The sequence below is a fragment of the Enterobacter sp. Acro-832 genome, from assembly GCF_011752745.1.
GTDB classification, from domain to species: Bacteria; Pseudomonadota; Gammaproteobacteria; order Enterobacterales; family Enterobacteriaceae; genus Enterobacter; species Enterobacter quasiroggenkampii.
The window spans coordinates 1-17,725 of the sequence record NZ_VWWX01000010.1 but is presented as its reverse complement, the minus strand read 5'-3'; the positions used below and the strand labels follow the sequence as shown (position 1 = coordinate 17,725).

The 17,725-nt window shown below is 53.4% G+C and carries 15 protein-coding genes; 8 read left to right on the top strand and 7 right to left on the bottom strand.

Annotated elements, in window-relative coordinates; genetic code table 11:
• Positions 1 to 79: 79 nt before the first annotated feature.
• Positions 80 to 1,903 (bottom strand): ribosome-dependent GTPase TypA, encoded by a 1,824-nt coding sequence (typA, locus tag F3J31_RS21910; protein ID WP_023331638.1) that lies wholly within the window; start codon positions 1,901 to 1,903, stop codon positions 80 to 82.
• Between the two features lie 378 nt (positions 1,904 to 2,281).
• Between typA and glnA the strand changes: the two genes are divergently transcribed.
• The 4 genes from glnA to F3J31_RS21890 all read left to right on the top strand — a co-directional run bounded on the left by glnA (position 2,282) and on the right by F3J31_RS21890 (position 6,556).
• Complete coding sequence (gene glnA / locus F3J31_RS21905; RefSeq protein ID WP_008501856.1) at positions 2,282 to 3,691, top strand: glutamate--ammonia ligase; 1,410 nt, start codon at positions 2,282 to 2,284, stop codon at positions 3,689 to 3,691.
• A gap of 170 nt (positions 3,692 to 3,861) precedes the next feature.
• Positions 3,862 to 4,911, top strand: a complete 1,050-nt coding sequence (glnL, locus tag F3J31_RS21900) for a nitrogen regulation protein NR(II) (protein WP_032644301.1) — start codon at positions 3,862 to 3,864, stop codon at positions 4,909 to 4,911.
• 11 nt (positions 4,912 to 4,922) lie between these two features.
• Positions 4,923 to 6,335: a nitrogen regulation protein NR(I) gene (glnG, locus tag F3J31_RS21895; protein ID WP_023309765.1), complete on the top strand. Its 1,413-nt coding sequence runs from the start codon at positions 4,923 to 4,925 to the stop codon at positions 6,333 to 6,335.
• A gap of 110 nt (positions 6,336 to 6,445) precedes the next feature.
• Positions 6,446 to 6,556, top strand: coding sequence for a YshB family small membrane protein (locus F3J31_RS21890; RefSeq protein ID WP_032622955.1), 111 nt, complete (start codon positions 6,446 to 6,448; stop codon positions 6,554 to 6,556).
• A 99-nt stretch (positions 6,557 to 6,655) separates the two neighbouring features.
• On the opposite strand, the gene hemN is transcribed toward F3J31_RS21890, so the two are convergent.
• Both hemN and yihI read right to left on the bottom strand, forming a co-directional pair.
• Complete coding sequence (hemN, locus tag F3J31_RS21885; RefSeq protein ID WP_167215529.1) at positions 6,656 to 8,029, bottom strand: oxygen-independent coproporphyrinogen III oxidase; 1,374 nt, start codon at positions 8,027 to 8,029, stop codon at positions 6,656 to 6,658.
• 188 nt (positions 8,030 to 8,217) lie between these two features.
• A complete protein-coding gene (yihI, locus tag F3J31_RS21880; RefSeq protein WP_008501860.1) occupies positions 8,218 to 8,733 on the bottom strand; it encodes a Der GTPase-activating protein YihI in 516 nt (171 codons plus the stop codon).
• Positions 8,734 to 9,310: 577 nt separating this feature from the next.
• Here yihI and yihA point away from each other — a divergent pair.
• A complete protein-coding gene (yihA, locus tag F3J31_RS21875) occupies positions 9,311 to 9,940 on the top strand; it encodes a ribosome biogenesis GTP-binding protein YihA/YsxC (RefSeq protein ID WP_048226811.1) in 630 nt (209 codons plus the stop codon).
• Positions 9,941 to 10,252: 312 nt separating this feature from the next.
• On the opposite strand, the gene polA is transcribed toward yihA, so the two are convergent.
• A complete protein-coding gene (gene polA / locus F3J31_RS21870; protein WP_063622897.1) occupies positions 10,253 to 13,045 on the bottom strand; it encodes a DNA polymerase I in 2,793 nt (930 codons plus the stop codon).
• A 440-nt stretch (positions 13,046 to 13,485) separates the two neighbouring features.
• Here polA and F3J31_RS21865 point away from each other — a divergent pair, with 440 nt between their 5' ends.
• A complete protein-coding gene (locus F3J31_RS21865; RefSeq protein ID WP_167215526.1) occupies positions 13,486 to 14,394 on the top strand; it encodes an acyltransferase in 909 nt (302 codons plus the stop codon).
• A gap of 23 nt (positions 14,395 to 14,417) precedes the next feature.
• On the opposite strand, the gene dsbA is transcribed toward F3J31_RS21865, so the two are convergent.
• The 3 genes from dsbA to F3J31_RS21850 all read right to left on the bottom strand — a co-directional run bounded on the left by dsbA (position 14,418) and on the right by F3J31_RS21850 (position 16,400).
• Positions 14,418 to 15,041 (bottom strand): thiol:disulfide interchange protein DsbA, encoded by a 624-nt coding sequence (gene dsbA, locus F3J31_RS21860; protein ID WP_167215523.1) that lies wholly within the window; start codon positions 15,039 to 15,041, stop codon positions 14,418 to 14,420.
• Between the two features lie 27 nt (positions 15,042 to 15,068).
• Entirely contained in the window at positions 15,069 to 16,055 is a 987-nt protein-coding gene (locus F3J31_RS21855) for a serine/threonine protein kinase (protein ID WP_045909080.1), read from the bottom strand.
• A gap of 75 nt (positions 16,056 to 16,130) precedes the next feature.
• Positions 16,131 to 16,400, bottom strand: coding sequence for a YihD family protein (locus F3J31_RS21850; protein ID WP_167215520.1), 270 nt, complete (start codon positions 16,398 to 16,400; stop codon positions 16,131 to 16,133).
• Between the two features lie 68 nt (positions 16,401 to 16,468).
• On the opposite strand from F3J31_RS21850, the gene mobA reads away from it, so the two are divergent.
• Both mobA and mobB read left to right on the top strand, forming a co-directional pair.
• On the top strand, positions 16,469 to 17,053 hold the full coding sequence (gene mobA, locus F3J31_RS21845; protein WP_167215517.1) for a molybdenum cofactor guanylyltransferase MobA: 585 nt from the start codon (positions 16,469 to 16,471) through the stop codon (positions 17,051 to 17,053).
• Positions 17,050 to 17,553 carry a molybdopterin-guanine dinucleotide biosynthesis protein MobB gene (gene mobB / locus F3J31_RS21840; protein ID WP_167215514.1) on the top strand — a complete coding sequence of 168 codons (504 nt, stop codon included), beginning with the start codon at positions 17,050 to 17,052 and terminating at the stop codon, positions 17,551 to 17,553. Before mobA ends, mobB begins: the two co-directional genes overlap by 4 nt.
• Positions 17,554 to 17,725 lie beyond the last annotated feature (172 nt).

Below are 17,725 nucleotides of genomic sequence, written 5' to 3'. Positions count from 1 at the left end.
TAAAAAAGCCGCTGATCGCTCAGCGGCTTTTTCGTTGCCGGGTGGCGCATGCGCTTACCCGGCCTACGGATTAACCGTATTAGTCTTCTTTCGCACCGCGCATAGCACGTTTACGATCGTTCTCGGTCAGGTGACGTTTACGGATACGAATTGACTGTGGAGTCACTTCGACCAGTTCGTCATCATCGATGAATTCCAGAGCCTGCTCCAGAGTCATCTTGATCGGTGGAACCAGAACCGTTGCTTCGTCAGTACCGGACGCACGCATGTTGGTCAGTTTCTTACCGGTCAGGCAGTTTACGGTCAGGTCGTTAGAACGACTGTGAATACCGATGATCTGGCCTTCATAAACCTCAGCACCGTGACCCAGGAACAGCTTACCGCGATCCTGCAGACCGAACAGCGCAAACGCAACCGCTTTACCCTGACCGTTGGAGATCAGCACGCCGTTGTTACGCTGGCCCACTTCACCCGGACGCACGTCGTCGTAGTGGCTGAAGGTGGAGTACAGCAGACCGGTACCTGAAGTCATGGTCATGAACTCAGAACGGAAGCCGATCAGGCCACGGCTTGGGATCACGTAGTCGAGACGTACGCGGCCTTTGCCATCTGGATTCATGTTTTTCAGGTCGCCTTTACGCTCACCCAGCGCCTGCATCACAGAACCCTGGTGCTGCTCTTCAACGTCCAGCGTCACGTTTTCGAACGGCTCTTGTTTACGGCCGTCGATTTCGCGGAAGATAACTTTCGGACGGGAAACCGCCATTTCGAAACCTTCACGACGCATGTTTTCGATCAGAACAGACAGGTGCAGCTCACCACGACCCGAAACGCGGAATGCATCAGCGTCTTCGGTTTCTTCAACGCGCAGTGCAACGTTGTGCACCAGCTCTTTGTTCAGGCGGTCAAGGATCTGACGAGAGGTAACGAACTTACCTTCTTTACCACAGAACGGAGAGGTGTTGACGTTGAAGAACATGGATACGGTTGGTTCATCAACGGACAGGGCTGGCAGCGCTTCGACGTTCTGCGGATCGCAGATGGTGTCGGAGATGTTCAGTTCACCCAGACCGGTGATAGCGATGATGTCGCCCGCTTCAGCGATGTCGCTCTCGATACGCTCAAGACCCAGGTGAGTCAGTACTTTACCCACTTTACCGTTACGGGTTTTGCCTTCGCTATCGATGATAGTGACCTGCTGGTTCGGCTTCACTTTACCGCGCTTGATACGACCAATGCCGATAACGCCAACGTAGTTGTTGTAATCGAGCTGAGAGATCTGCATCTGCAGGGTACCGTCGAGATCGACGTTTGGCGCAGGAACACGGTCAACAATCGCCTGATACAGCGGGGTCATGTCTTCAGCCATGTCTTCGTGGTCCAGACCTGCAATACCGTTCAGCGCAGAGGCGTAAACGATAGGGAAGTCCAGCTGCTCGTCGGTCGCGTCGAGGTTAACGAACAGGTCGAATACCTGGTCAACAACCCAGTCAGGACGCGCGCCAGGGCGGTCAACTTTGTTGATAACAACGATTGGCTTCAGACCATGGGCAAATGCTTTTTTGGTCACGAAGCGCGTCTGTGGCATTGGGCCATCCATTGCGTCAACGACCAGCAGAACGGAGTCTACCATGGACATTACACGTTCAACTTCACCACCGAAGTCGGCGTGCCCTGGGGTATCAACGATGTTGATACGGTAGTCATTCCATTTAATCGCGGTGTTTTTCGCGAGGATGGTAATCCCACGCTCTTTCTCCAAATCGTTGGAGTCCATCACGCGTTCTTGGGTTTCGGCACGCGCATCAAACGTACCGGATTGCTGCAGCAGCTTATCGACCAGGGTAGTTTTACCATGGTCAACGTGCGCGATGATGGCGATGTTACGCAAATTTTCGATCACAACTTTGCCTCAGGCATTTAGAAATAGCGCGTTATTGTACACGGATTAATCGCACTACAAAACAGGATCACAAACATCCCCCGCAAACAAGTATTGCAGAGATGCTTTGTGATCGCTTTCACGGAGCGGTAAAAGGGCACTTTAACGTAAATTGCACCAATATGGTGCTCAATGTTCACATTGAAGCACTATACTGGTGCAACAAATCCATCGTGGTGCAGCCCTTTTGCACTATGGTGCGCATGATAACGCCTTTTTGGGGTGTTTTAAAAGTTGGCACAGATTTCGCTTTATAAAAAATACATGGCACCAGCCAGTACAAACAGAAATTGAAGACCTCGTTACCACGACGACAATGACCAATCTGGAGAGTTAAGTATGTCCGCTGAACACGTTTTGACGATGCTGAACGAACATGAAGTGAAGTTTGTTGATCTGCGCTTCACCGATACCAAAGGTAAAGAACAGCACGTCACAATCCCTGCTCATCAGGTGAACGCCGAATTCTTTGAAGAAGGCAAAATGTTTGACGGCTCCTCCATTGGTGGCTGGAAAGGCATTAACGAATCCGACATGGTTCTGATGCCAGATGCGACCACTGCGGTCATTGATCCGTTCTTCGAAGAACCTACCCTGATCATCCGTTGCGACATCCTCGAGCCAGGCACCCTGCAGGGCTACGACCGCGACCCACGTTCCATCGCGAAACGCGCTGAAGAGTACCTGCGTTCTACCGGCATCGCAGACACCGTTCTGTTCGGGCCAGAGCCAGAGTTCTTCCTGTTCGATGACATCCGTTTCGGTGCGTCTATTTCTGGCTCACACGTGGCTATCGACGACATCGAAGGCGCATGGAACTCCTCCACCAAATACGAAGGTGGTAACAAAGGTCACCGTCCAGGCGTGAAAGGCGGTTACTTCCCGGTTCCTCCGGTCGACTCTGCACAGGACATTCGTTCCACCATGTGTCTGGTGATGGAAGAGATGGGCCTGGTTGTTGAAGCGCACCACCACGAAGTGGCGACGGCGGGTCAGAACGAAGTGGCTACCCGCTTCAACACCATGACCAAAAAAGCGGACGAAATTCAGATCTACAAATACGTTGTGCACAACGTTGCGCACCGTTTCGGTAAAACCGCGACCTTCATGCCAAAACCAATGTTTGGCGACAACGGTTCCGGTATGCACTGCCACATGTCTCTGTCCAAGAACGGTACCAACCTGTTCTCTGGTGACAAATATGCCGGTCTGTCCGAGCAGGCGCTGTATTACATTGGCGGCGTAATCAAACACGCTAAAGCGATCAACGCCCTTGCGAACCCAACCACCAACTCCTACAAGCGTCTGGTCCCGGGCTACGAAGCGCCAGTGATGCTGGCCTACTCTGCGCGTAACCGTTCTGCTTCTATCCGTATCCCGGTGGTGGCATCTCCTAAAGCGCGTCGTATCGAAGTGCGCTTCCCGGATCCAGCGGCTAACCCATACCTGTGCTTCGCAGCACTGCTGATGGCCGGTCTGGACGGTATCAAGAACAAGATCCACCCAGGCGAAGCGATGGACAAAAACCTGTACGACCTGCCGCCAGAAGAAGCGAAAGAGATCCCACAGGTTGCTGGCTCTCTGGAAGAAGCCCTGCAGGCGCTGGACGCAGACCGCGAGTTCCTGACTGCAGGTGGCGTATTCACTGACGACGCTATCGATGCTTACATCGCGCTGCGCACTGAAGAGAACGACCGCGTGCGTATGACTCCGCATCCGGTTGAGTTCGAACTGTACTACAGCGTTTAATTAAGTTGTTTTACCCGGCGTGACAAGCGCCGGGAGTAGTTGCCGTGGAAACTTTTAGCCCATCTCCGGATGGGCTTTTTTCTCCACCAACAATCTGATCTCACGCGCTTTTGACGCCGAAAACGCTATACTGCACTAAATTAGTGCAAACGACTCCAGGAGACTGCTGAATGGCAACTGGCACGCTGCCCGATGCTGGGCAGATCCTCAATTCTTTGATTAACAGCATTTTGCTGGTCGATGACGAGCTGGCCGTTCATTACGCCAACCCGGCGGCACAGCAGCTGCTCGCCCAAAGCGCACGTAAACTGTTCGGCACCCCACTTCCGGAACTCCTGAGCTATTTTTCGCTGAATATCGGCCTGATGCAGGAAAGTTTACAGGCAGGCCAGGGTTTCACAGATAACGAAGTGACGCTGGTGATCGACGGGCGTTCGCACATTCTGTCGCTGACCGCGCAACGTCTTCCCGAAGGCCTGATCCTGCTGGAAATGGCACCGATGGATAATCAGCGCCGACTGAGCCAGGAACAGCTTCAGCATGCACAGCAAATTGCCGCCCGAGACCTGGTGCGCGGTCTGGCGCATGAAATCAAAAACCCGCTGGGCGGATTACGCGGTGCGGCGCAGCTTCTGACCAAGGCGCTGCCCGACCCTGCGCTGGCGGAGTACACCAACGTCATCATTGAGCAGGCGGACCGTCTGCGGAATCTGGTTGACCGCCTTCTCGGGCCACAGCAGCCGGGAATGCACGTCACAGAAAGCATCCATAAAGTGGCTGAACGGGTGGTGAAGCTCGTCTCGATGGAGCTGCCAGAGAACGTCACGCTGGTACGTGATTACGACCCAAGCCTGCCGGAACTGGCCCATGACCCGGATCAGATTGAGCAGGTCCTGTTGAACATTGTGCGCAATGCCCTACAGGCGCTGGGGCCTGACGGGGGCGAGATTATTTTACGCACCCGTACCGCCTTCCAGCTCACGTTACACGGCGTGCGCTACCGGCTTGCGGCCCGAATCGACGTCGAGGATAACGGGCCCGGCATTCCATCGCATCTTCAGGACACCCTGTTCTACCCGATGGTCAGCGGTCGCGAAGGCGGAACCGGCCTGGGCTTATCCATTGCCCGCAGTTTGATCGATCAACACTCTGGAAAAATTGAATTTACCAGTTGGCCGGGACATACCGAGTTTTCGGTTTTCCTGCCGATTAAAAAATAAAGGTGACGTTTATGCAACGAGGGATAGTCTGGGTAGTCGATGACGATAGCTCCATCCGTTGGGTGCTTGAACGCGCGCTCACGGGGGCGGGATTAAGCTGCACGACGTTTGAGAGCGGCAGCGAAGTGCTCGACGCACTCACCACCAAAACGCCCGATGTTCTGCTGTCGGATATTCGCATGCCGGGCATGGACGGGCTGGCGCTGTTAAAGCAGATCAAACAACGCCACCCTATGCTTCCGGTCATCATAATGACGGCCCACTCCGATCTGGATGCCGCGGTGAGCGCCTATCAGCAAGGGGCATTCGATTATCTGCCCAAACCGTTTGATATCGACGAAGCGGTGGCGCTGGTTGAGCGCGCGATTAGCCATTATCAGGAGCAGCAACAGCCGCGCCACGCGCCCGATTTTGGGCCAACCACCGACATCATCGGCGAAGCGCCGGCGATGCAGGACGTGTTTCGCATTATTGGCCGTCTGTCCCGCTCCTCCATCAGCGTCTTGATTAACGGCGAATCGGGAACCGGTAAAGAGCTTGTGGCGCATGCGCTGCATCGCCACAGCCCGCGGGCAAAAGCACCGTTCATTGCCCTGAATATGGCGGCGATCCCGAAGGATTTGATTGAATCCGAACTGTTCGGGCACGAAAAAGGGGCGTTTACCGGCGCAAATACCATTCGCCAGGGGCGCTTCGAACAGGCAGACGGCGGCACGCTGTTCCTGGATGAGATCGGCGATATGCCGCTGGACGTTCAGACCCGCCTGCTGCGCGTGCTGGCGGACGGACAGTTTTACCGCGTGGGCGGCTATGCGCCGGTGAAGGTGGACGTGCGCATTATCGCCGCGACCCACCAGAACCTGGAGCAGCGCGTGCAGGAAGGCAAATTCCGTGAGGATTTATTCCATCGTCTGAACGTCATTCGCGTTCATCTGCCGCCGCTGCGTGAACGCCGGGAAGATATTCCCCGCCTGGCGCGCCATTTCCTGCAGGTAGCCGCCCGCGAGCTGGGTGTGGAGGCCAAGCAGCTTCACCCGGAAACCGATGCTGCCCTTACGCGCCTGGCGTGGCCGGGCAACGTGCGTCAGCTGGAAAACACCTGCCGCTGGTTAACCGTGATGGCCGCCGGGCAGGAAGTGCTGATTCAGGATTTACCGGCCGAGCTGTTTGAAGCGACCGCGCCTGAAAGCAGCACCGGGCATGCTTTGCCGGACAGCTGGGCAACGCTGCTGGCGCAGTGGGCCGACCGCGCGCTGCGTTCCGGTCATCAAAACCTGTTGTCTGAAGCGCAGCCTGAGATGGAGCGTACGCTGTTAACTACCGCGCTTCGTCATACGCAGGGCCACAAGCAGGAAGCCGCTCGCCTGTTGGGATGGGGACGCAATACCCTGACGCGCAAGCTGAAAGAGCTGGGAATGGAGTAATATCCGCGCTTGTGTAAAGGTTATTAATTGAGCGCAAATTGCCGTTATTTTGCGCTTTACTGTTCCGATGAGTTTTGTATGATCGTGCCCGGAAATTGGGGGTGAACATCATGCTGGAAACATTCGTGAATATGCTCTCTAGCGGAGCCGCTGAAAGCCACACGCCACAAACCGCCGTTGCGGCGGTGCTGTGCGCGGCGCTGGTTGGGCTGTTTAGCTAGCGAGTTGGCGATGAAATCCGGGTGGCGCTTCGCTTACCCGGCCTACATTTCGCACTTTTGTAGGCCGGGTAAGGCGAAGCCGCCACCCGGCATTGCAGTTTAAATTACCCGCGAGAACTGCTGCATACGCGCTTTCTGACGCAGATACGCGTCGAAGCACATGCAGATATTGCGGATCAACAGACGCCCTTTTGGCGTGACCTCAATCGCGCTCTCCGACACATCCACCAGCCCGTCTTTCGCCAGCGGCGCCAGCAGCTTCAGGTCTTCCGCGAAATAATCGCTGAAGTTCAGCGCCCACTGCGCTTCCACATCGCTGAAATCAAGACGGAAGTTGCAGATAAGCGCCTTAATCACATCGCGACGGATACAGTCATCGCGCGTTAATGCGATGCCGCGCCACAGCCCGTTGCCCGTCTCATCAACCTGCTGGTAATACTGCTTCAGTTCTTTCTGGTTTTGCGCGTAGCAGTCGCCGATCATGCTGATGGCGGAGACGCCCATTCCCAGTAAATCGGTATCGCCCTGGGTCGTGTAGCCCTGGAAGTTGCGGTGCAGGACCCCTTCGCGCTGAGCGACCGCCAGTTCGTCGTCCGGACGGGCAAAGTGATCCATGCCGATAAACTGGTAGCCGGTGTCGGTCAGCGAGGTGATGGTTTCCTGCAGGATATCCAGCTTCTGCTGGGCAGAAGGCAGATCGGCATCTTTGATTTTACGCTGGGCGGCAAACAGCGTCGGCAGATGCGCGTAGTTAAAGACGCTCAGACGGTCCGGGTTGAGTTCGGCCACGCGCTTCAGCGTGAAGGCGAAGCTTTCCGGCGTTTGCTTTGGCAGGCCGTAAATCAGGTCAATATTGGTCGAGGTGAAGCCAATTTCACGCGCATGGTTGAGTAAGGCAAAGATAAAGTCTTCGTCCTGCTCGCGGTTCACCAGACGCTGAACCTCTTTATTGAAATCCTGCACGCCCATGCTCAGACGATTGAAGCCTTCGGCGCGTAAGTGATCCAGTACATCCAGCTCAATTTCACGCGGATCGACTTCGATCGAGATTTCTGCGTCGTCGTTAAAACTGAAATTATCGCGCAGAAGCGTCATCAGGCGGCTGATTTGCGCTTTATTCAGATAGGTTGGCGTACCGCCGCCCCAGTGCAGCTGGCTGACGTGACGGCCTTTGAACAGCGGCGCGCGATGCACAATTTCCTGTTCGAGCGCGTCAAGGTACTGGTCGGCTTTATGCTGCTGGCGGGTCACGATTTTATTGCAGCCGCAGAAGTAGCAAAGCTTGTGGCAGAACGGAATATGGACGTAGAGCGACAGCGGACGCTCAGGATAGCGCGCAACAGCCTGCTGAAAATCCCCCTCGCCGAAGGCATCGGAGAACTCCAGCGCGGTGGGGTATGACGTATAACGCGGCCCGGAATAGTTATATTTCTGGATTAGGGCCAAATCCCAGTCGATAGTTGGTGCTAACATGCTCACTCCTTCCGTTGGTGTCGCGTTCGTATACGGCGGCCCGTTCTGACCCCATTGCGGGCCATCATTCGGGTGCGCAGCCACTTCTGTCGCCGCGACAACCGCCGTAGTTTAACGAATAACCACACCAGATAACATATAACCGGAAGGGTTATAAGCAGGACTATCGTGCCTGCCGGGTGCAAATGTTAGTTTCCACCCTTCAGAAGACGCATCATATCTTCCTGCTTTTCGTCTTCTTCTTCATCGTCTTCATCATCGTAAGACAGACCCAGCTTCTGCATCAGCTCGTCGATGCGATCCAGTTTGGCATCCACCCATGACTGCTCTTCAGCGGTCAGGGTTTCACCCTCTTCAAGACGTTCCAGCAGCGCGTCCAGGCGCTCATCGTTCTCCAGCAAATCCAGCTCAGCCTGCGGTGAAAGCATAGGTTTCTCGCTCTTTGGTTTGTGCTGCTTAGTGACCGGGGTGTCTGTCACGCCCAGTGGAATGGGAGTTTTACTGCCGATACGAGGATCTTTCTGCTGTTTGCTTTTTGCAGAAGCGCCCGCTGCACCACCACCGTTGGCACGGCTACCCGCAGCATGACCGCGATGTTTTTTGTCGCGTTTGCGGTCGCGCGCTTCCTGGTTCAGTTCTTCGCGCGTTTTGCGGCGTGCTTTTGCAGGGCGTTTCGCGCCCGCAGCGGAGGTTGGTTTTTTCATGATGTTTTATCTTTAAGTCGTTTTCTTCAGTATAGAATTGCGGCGAAATCTAGCAGAAAGCAAGCAAAGAAAAAAGGCGACAGAGCAATCTGTCGCCTTTTTTCCTGACTCACAACCCTTAGCGGGTCAGACATTCCATGTTTGCCAACAACAAACCCTGTTTATCCCTTGGCTAATACCGTCCGTGATACGGTTCCATTTCCTGTTAAAACGCCTCCAGGCGCTGGTCGTCCTGACAATCCTGCGTCTTCGCCTCCTGGCGCTCCTGACCCTAATCCTTAAGTCGATTTCCTGTTGGCTTCCTCGCCCTGACGCACACTTTACCTTGTTCCGTTAAACTAACAAGCAACGAAACGGTATAAAAAGAGATTTTCAGACAATTACCCGAAAATAAGCTTATGATTTAAAACAGTTTGCGTTTTTTAACGCCTGCGAATTCTCTGAAATCTCCCATAGCATCACTGGCCGATCTCTCACACCGGTGGGGGCATTCGCCTACAGGGCATAGCAATCAGAAAAGCCTTTTGCCTGCATTCAGGTATAATCCCCCTCAGATTACGATTTTGGAGACGACCACGTGACTACCTGGAACTACCAACAGACGCATTTTGTCACCAGTGCGCCCGATATTCGCCACCTCCCCTCTGATACCGGTATTGAAGTGGCCTTTGCTGGCCGCTCTAATGCGGGGAAATCCAGCGCCCTGAATACGCTGACCAATCAGAAGAACCTGGCGCGTACCTCAAAAACACCTGGCCGTACCCAGCTGATCAACCTGTTTGAAGTTGCAGAGGGCAAACGCTTAGTCGACTTACCGGGGTACGGTTACGCACAGGTACCCGAAGAGATGAAAATCAAGTGGCAGCGTGCGCTGGGTGAATACCTGGAAAAACGCCTGTGCCTGAAAGGTCTGGTGGTGCTGATGGATATTCGCCATCCCCTGAAAGATCTGGATCAGCAGATGATCGACTGGGCGGTAGCAAGCGATATCGCCGTGCTGGTGCTGCTGACGAAAGCCGATAAGCTGGCAAGCGGCGCGCGTAAAGCGCAGGTGAATATGGTTCGCGAAGCGGTGCTGGCGTTCAACGGCGATGTGCAGGTTGAACCGTTCTCCTCGCTGAAAAAGCAGGGCGTGGACAAGCTGCGTCAAAAGCTCGACACCTGGTTTAACGAGCTGGAACCCGCGACGGAAGCGGAAGAAGAGTAATACCGGGCGCGGCGATGGCCGCGCTTTTTTTTGCCCGAAAGTTTCTTTGCCGCAATAAAAAACGCCCCAGTCATTACTGACTGGGGCGGCTAAAATATTCAGCCAAATCCGATTACGTGAAGTAAAAGGTCTGAAAGATAGAACATCTTACCTCTGTACCCTACGCCGATAACTCTACCCCTTTTTGTGCTGCAGAAAAAGCACTTTTTGTAGTTTTTTTTCATTCTTTACATAGGGAATTCTAATGATCGTCACAAAACGCGCGTTCTTATGTTGCAAACTTACATAAACAGCGCGTTATGCGAAGAACCGTTAGTGAGCCTGATCCCAGTTTTCACCACTTCCCACTTCCACCAGCAACGGCACGTCCAGCGTCATGCTGCTTTCCATCAGTTCGTGGATCTTCTTCGACACGGCGTCGAGGTCGTCCTTGTGCACTTCAAATACCAGTTCATCGTGTACCTGCATGATCATTTTCACGCGCGGTTTCTCTTTCTCGAGCCAGGCATCAACGGCGATCATTGCACGCTTAATAATGTCCGCCGCGGTGCCCTGCATCGGGGCGTTGATCGCGGCACGCTCTGCACCCGCGCGGCGCGCGGCGTTGCTGGATTTGATGTCCGGTAAATAGAGACGGCGACCGTCCAGGGTTTCAACGTAGCCTTTCTCTTTCGCCTGCGCGCGGGTACGTTCCATATATTCCAGCACGCCCGGATAACGCTCGAAGTAGAGATCCATATACTTCTGCGACTCTTTACGCGGAATGTTGAGCTGTCGCGAAAGCCCGAATGCACTCATGCCGTAAATCAGCCCGAAGTTGATCGCCTTAGCGCTGCGGCGCTGTTCGTTGGTTACGCTGTCCAGCGGCAGACCGAAGACTTCGGCTGCAGTCGCCCGGTGGATATCCTTCCCTTCGGCAAAAGCGCTCAGCAGGCCTTTGTCGCGGGACAGGTGCGCCATAATGCGCAGTTCGATTTGGGAGTAGTCCGCCGAGACAATCAGATAATCCTCTGGCGCGATGAAAGCCTGGCGAATACGGCGGCCCTCTTCGTTACGTACCGGGATGTTCTGCAGGTTGGGATCGGTTGACGAAAGACGACCGGTCGCCGCGACAGCCTGATGGTATGAGGTATGCACGCGGCCCGTTTTCGGGTTAATCATCAGCGGGAGCTTATCAGTGTAGGTAGACTTCAGCTTCGCGAGACCACGGTACTCCAGAATCACTTTTGGCAGCGGATAATCCAGCGCCAGCTCTTCCAGCACCTCTTCAGAGGTTGAAGGCGCACCGCCAGGGGTTTTCTTCAGCGGCTTGATGCCCTGCTTTTCAAACAGAATGGTTTGCAGCTGCTTCGGCGAAGAGAGGTTAAACGGCTCGCCTGCAAGCTCATGCGCTTTTTGCTCCAGCTCGGTCAGACGCTGCGCCAGTTCCCCGGAGTGGTTATGCAGCACCGTTGGATCGATTTTCACGCCGTTGCGTTCAATGCGGGACAGCACGGGCACCAGCGGCATCTCAATATGCTGGAACACGTTCAGCGGACCTTCGTGCTTCTGCAGCTTTGGCCACATCTTCAAATGCAGCTGCAGCGTGACGTCAGCGTCTTCCGCCGCGTAGCGTCCTGCCTCTTCGAGAGCAATCTGGTTAAAGGTGAGCTGATTTTTCCCTTTACCGGCAATCTCTTCAAAGGTGATCGTTTTGTGCTTAAGCCAGCGGTCAGATAAGGAATCCATATCATGGCGGCCCGCGACGCTGTCCAGAATGTAGGATTCGAGCATGGTGTCGAAGGCGATCCCGCGTAGTTCAATGCCGTAGTTTTGCAGAATGCCACGGTCGTACTTGAGGTTTTGCCCAACCTTAAGCGCCTTTTCGTCTTCCAGGATCGGCTTCAGCAGCTCAAGCACGCGCTCACGGGAGATCTGTTCCGGCGCGTCCAGGTAATCGTGCGCCACGGGAACATAGGCCGCATGACCAGGCTCTGTCGCAAATGACAGGCCTACCATATTGGCAGAAATGTTATCGAGACTGTCCGTTTCGGTGTCAAAGGCGAAGACCGGCGCTTTTTTCAGTTTTTCGATCCAGGCAATGAGCTGCGACTCTTCAAGAAGGGTTTCGTAGTTGTCGAAGGAAAGCACCACAGCTTCTTCTTCCGCCTGCTCTTCTGCATCAACGACAATCGTCTCCTTCGGCTTTGCCGCAGGTTTCGCCCCTTTTGCCTGCAGCCACTTGCCGGCTTCCACGTCAGTGGTCCAGCGCTTAAATTCGTATTTCTTAAACAGACTCAGAAGCTCGTCCGCAGAAGGCTGCTGTACTTCCAGTTGCTCACAGCCCAGCTCCAGTTCGACATCGGTTTTGATGGTTGCCAGCTTATAGGAGAGGTAAGCCACCTCTTTGTTCTCTTCCAGCTTCCCGGCCATGGTTTTTGCACCACGGAAGGAGAGCCCGGCGATTTTGTCTGATTCCGCGTAGAGCGTATCCAGCCCGCCCAGCCCCTGAAGCAGCGCCTGCGCGGTTTTCTCTCCGACGCCAGGAACACCAGGGATGTTATCCGAGGAGTCGCCCATCAACGCGAGGAAGTCGATAATCAGCTCTGGCGGCACGCCATACTTAGTGACGACCTCTTCAGGCCCCAGAATGGTGTTGGTCATGGTGTTAATCAGGGTAATACCTGGCGTCACCAACTGTGCCATATCTTTATCACCGGTGCTGATCAGCACGGGACGACCCATCTTTTCGGCTTCACGCGCCAGCGTACCGATGACGTCATCGGCTTCAACGCCAGAAACGGCCAGCAGCGGTAGCCCCATGGCTTTTACCATGGCATGCAGCGGCTCTATCTGCGCACGCAGATCGTCAGGCATTGGCGGACGGTGGGATTTGTAATGTTCAAACAACTCGTCGCGGAACGTTTTGCCTTTTGCATCAAAAACGACGGCCGCATGGGTTGGCTGATACTGCAGGATCAGGCTGCGCAGCATATTCAGCACGCCGTACATTGCGCCGGTAGGTTCCCCTGCGCTATTGGTCAGAGGAGGAAACGCATGGTATGCCCGATACAGGTAAGAAGAGCCATCGACGAGAATAAGAGGGTTTTCTGGGATCTGAACCATAATGTCCGTGCCTTTAATCAATTTATGAGTAAAGGATGCCACAGAAGGATGAAAACATCAGTTATTAGCGCCAGATACAGGAAAAGATTTTGCGATCGTGAGGATCGCTCGCAAAAATAAAACTGTGGATAAGTTTGTGAATATTTTCACTTCATATGAATAACAGACGCGAAAAACACATATGAGGTAATATTTATATCTTAATTATCATACTGTTATGTTGTTAGATCTTATCTGTATGGTCAACTGATGGCAATTTAGTCTATGTGGATATAAGCCTTGATTCGCGCAGAACCCCAGAGAAATCTGCTGCGCCAGGGTAAAAGCCGCCAAATCATCATGTGAAAGCGCCATTCATTCGTCTGTTTTCTGGTAAAATCAGCGCCCAGCGTCGACTAGCCGGTCGCTCACTTACAGCTAACTATTTGAAAAAGCTCATCATGTCGAGATTGCTCGCTGCAATAACATTACTGCTAAGCATCATTTTAACTATCCTGGTGACGATCGCCTGTTCCGTGCCGATCATTCTCGCCGGGATCATTAAACTGCTGCTGCCCGTACCCGTGGTGTGGCGAGCCGTGTCCGCATTTTGTAACTTCATGATGTATTGCTGGTGCGAAGGGCTGGCGATCCTGTTGTGCCTTAACCCGCATCTGAAGTGGGATGTCAAAGGGCTCGAGAGTCTCAACAAAAAGAACTGGTACCTGCTGTTCTGCAATCACCACAGCTGGGCGGACATCGTGGTGTTATGCGTGCTTTTTCGCAAACACATCCCGATGAACAAATACTTCCTGAAACAGCAGCTCGCCTGGGTGCCTTTTATCGGGCTGGCCTGCTGGGCGCTCGATATGCCGTTTATGAAACGCTATTCGCGCAGCTATTTGATTCGTCATCCGGAACGTCGCGGTAAGGATGTGGAGACCACGCGCCGTTCCTGTGAAAAGTTTCGCGCACATCCTACGACCATCGTGAACTTTGTGGAAGGTTCCCGGTTTACGGAAGAGAAGCGCCAGCAAACTCGCTCTCCTTATCAGCACCTGTTGCCGCCAAAAGCGGCAGGGATTGCGATGGCGCTTAACGTGCTGGGAGCACAGTTCGATAAACTTCTTAACGTCACGCTCTGCTATCCGGAAAACGACAGGACGCCGTTCTTCGATATGCTCAGCGGCAAACTGACGCGCATTGTCGTGCACGTCGACCTGGTTCCGATTGACGCTGAACTGCACGGTGATTACGTAAACGATAAGAACTTCAAACGTCGTTTCCAGCAGTGGCTTAATACGCTCTGGAAAGAGAAAGACGAACAGATAGACAAGATAAAATCTTCATACAAAAACGCCGGTCAGTGACCGGCGTTTTTACATCAACGAAATTACTTCTTCTCGACCAGGTATTTCACGGTATCTGCATACTGCTGTACGAAAATATCCATGCTGCTGGTGTCCATGCCCTGCATGTTCAGCTGATATTTGCCGTTAACAAACATCGCCGGAACGCCCTGAAGCTGGAGATCAGCAGCCGCTTTTTCCTGCTGGGCAACCAGTGATTTCACCACGAAGCTGTTCCATGCGGCATCGTACTCTTCACCTTTCACGCCCGCATCAACGAACACTTTACGGATATCCGCAGTGGTCTGAACGGTCTGGGTTTTCTGTACGGCTTCAAACATTGGCGAAGTGATCTTATCTTCCACGCCCAGTGCCATCGCCACCGCCCATGCCTGAGTCAGGTCTTTACCCAATGGGCCCAGGAACTCAACGTGGTACTTGGTCATTTTGGTGCCTTCCGGCAGCTTTTTCTTCACGTTGTCAGAAACATGCAGCACCTGCTCGAACTGATAGCAGTGTGGGCAATAGAACGAGAAGAACTCCAGAACCTGTGGCTCGCCAGCGACCGGCTTGTCCAGCGTGATGAACTGTTTGCCATCGGTAAACTGCGCAGCAGAAGCGCTAAATGCCAGAATCATACCTGCCAGCGCCAGCCAAAATTTTTTCATGATTAACTCTCTCCTGGGTGTGTCCAATTAATACATCGGCGTTAATTGCAGAGGGGGCTCCTGAAGAACCTTAACCTGCTCAGTAAATGTAGATATCTGGCTACGCCAGTAATCCTCTCCGGTAAGCCACGGGAAATTGCGAGGAAATGCCGGATCGTCCCAACGCCTGATTAACCATGCGAGATAATAAACAAAACGCATCGCACGTAAAGGCTCAATCAGGGCAATTTCGTCTGAATTAAACGGGCTAAATTCTTCATAAGCTTCAATAATGGTTTCAAGCTGCATGCGTTGCTCGGCTTTGTCGCCATTGAGCAGCATCCACAGGTCCTGAACCGCTGGCCCCATACGCGCATCATCGAGATCGACAAACAGCGGGCCATCACGCCAGAGAATATTCCCGGCGTGACAATCGCCATGCAGGCGCAGGACGGAAATATCATCGCGCCAGCAGGTTTTCACTGCAGCAATAAGCTTATCGGTGGCGTTGAGGAAATCATCCTTTAGCGCAGCGGGGATCATTGCAGACGTTTCGAATAGTTCGCGCGGTTCAAGAAGGTATTCCTGAATCCCCATAGTCGGGCGGGCAATAAAGGCTTTTTTGCGTCCCGTCTGGTGTATACGCCCAAGATAGCGGGCAACCCACTCCATCTGATCGATATTATCCGCTTCAAACTGACGACCACCCAGGCTTGGGAATACTGCGTAGTAATACCCTTCGTGCGTGAGGAGCGTTTGGTTATTGAATTTCAGGGGCGCGGCAACGGGGACATCGTCATCCAGCAGATCGTGAGCAAACTGATGCTCTTCCTGAATTTGTTCAGCGGACCAGCGTTCAGGACGATAGAATTTTACGACGTAGCGCTGACGATCCTCGTCCTGAAATTGATAGACGCGGTTTTCGTAGCTGTTTAATGGTGTTAGCCCGGAATCCACCCGAATACCCTGTTCAAACAGGGCATCCATAATGGTGTCCGGGTGTAATGTCTGGAAAGTAAAAGCCTGGTCGTTCATCCGATCATCCGGAAATTATACGAATGATTCAGGATATCATCTTGTGGCAATTTCGGTGCCGCCGCTTACAAGCTTTTACTCTTTAATTACGCCTCGGGCGCGCAGCAATGCGGTCTTAAAATCTTCCTCATAATCTTTCTGAATACCAGGAATAACAGCATCTTTGGCGGAGTCGCGCATTTTAAGGTGGTAGATCAGGATGTCGTCAGAAAGGTCTGCCAGATCGCCGTCAAAACCTGACTCTTTCGCCAGTTTCTGTAAAAATTGCATCAGACTTAGCTCTGGCTCTTTTTGCCAGGCGGGCTGGAGGAGTTCAATAACTTCATTCAGACGTTTACATTTCATGGTGGTGCTCCTTTCATTTAGAGTGACACGTTAGCAGGGTCAATCCCACAATAAAAGAGGCGATATTCGTGAATGTTAGCCAGGAAATCATCGGGGTCGTTCTGGCAGGCGGCAGAGCAACGCGAATGGGCGGTAAAGATAAGGGGCTTCAGCTTCTTAATGGAAAACCCTTGTGGCAGCATGTCGCCGATACGCTCGCCGGCCAGGTGACGACAATGGCCATCAGCGCGAACAGGCATATCGACATTTACCGGCAAAGCGGGTACGCCGTTTATCAGGATAGCCTTGAGAATTACCCGGGCCCGCTTGCCGGTATGCTTTCGGTCATGCAACAGTCGCATGGAGAGTGGTTTATCTTCTGCCCCTGCGATAACCCTTTTATTCCCTCCGATCTCGTCGAGCGTCTGTTCCTGCTTCGTGGTACAGCACCTGTGGTTTGGGTACATGACGGCGAGCGTGACCATCCTGCTATCGCGTTGATGCATCGATCGCTAGTGCCTGCTCTGCAGAGCTATCTGGCTGCGGGAGAGCGCAGGGTGATGGTCTTCATGCGTGAGTCTGGCGGCCATTCCGTTGATTTTAGCGATGTGAAATCAGCGTTTGTGAACGTGAATACGCATGAAGATTTGCAGATGATGCAGGAGAAAAAATGATACATCTTTTAGCCATTTCCGCATGGAGTGGGACCGGGAAAACCACGCTGCTGAAAAAGCTGATACCCGCGCTGTGTGCCAGAGGCCTTCGTCCTGGATTGATTAAGCATAGTCATCACAACATGGATATCGATACGCCAGGAAAAGACAGCTATGAGCTGCGTAAGGCCGGAGCAGCACAAACGATGGTAGCAAGTCCTCAGCGCTGGGCGCTAATGACAGAAACGCCGCACGAGGCGCCGCTGGATCTCGCTTATCTGGTCAGTCGGATGGATCATTCCACCCTGGATCTGGTGCTGATTGAGGGATTTAAGCATGAGGCAGTGCCTAAGATCCTGCTGTTCAGAAGCGATGCCGGGCATGATTTCAGCGAGTTAACGCTGGATGAGCATGTCATTGCGGTGGCCAGTGATGTGGTATTGCCGCTTGAGGTTCCGGTGCTGGACTTAAATGATGTGGATGGGATTGCGGGTTTTATTGTGACGTGGAGTGCGCTCTGACGTGCCGGGTGGCGGCTTTGCCTTACCCGGCCTGCCATTTTTTTGGCGTATAAACGCAAAAAGGCCATCCTTTCGGATGGCCTCTTCACTTAATTGATGCCTGGCAGTTCCCTACTCTCACATGGGGAGACCCCACACTACCATCGGCGCTACGGCGTTTCACTTCTGAGTT